This window comes from Paraburkholderia sp. SIMBA_053, assembly GCF_046534895.1.
In the GTDB taxonomy this organism is placed as follows: Bacteria; Pseudomonadota; Gammaproteobacteria; order Burkholderiales; family Burkholderiaceae; genus Paraburkholderia; species Paraburkholderia caledonica.
On the sequence record NZ_JAWRXU010000858.1, the window covers coordinates 1 to 265 of the forward strand.

A 265-nucleotide genomic window follows, 5' to 3' on the forward strand; every position below is an offset into this window, starting at 1 on the left:
TGGTATAGAAACCCTGAAAACTATCGACCGGAATTGCCAAGTACTAACCGAAGTCATAAGTATGAATGAGAGGGTGATAGTATAAATGGATATTAATAAAGCTGATTATGGGACTATTATAAAATTCGGGAATCTTAAATTATTTTTAGAGAAGCTAAAAATTGAGGGAAACTGTATTGAAGAGATTGTAGATTCAATTGATAAAAATGGTATTAGTTTACTTGAAAAATCATTAATTAGTAGAAAGTTTGATATAGCAAACTTT

At 29.1% G+C, this 265-nt stretch carries 2 protein-coding genes; both read left to right on the forward strand.

All coding sequences use genetic code 11. The features are described from left to right. The coding region (locus SB753_RS38015; protein ID WP_410805284.1) for a GH-E family nuclease at window positions 1-69 on the forward strand (69 nt) is incomplete at its 5' end. Between the two features lie 16 nt (window positions 70-85). After that, the coding region (locus SB753_RS38020; RefSeq protein ID WP_410805283.1) for a hypothetical protein at window positions 86-265 on the forward strand (180 nt) is incomplete at its 3' end.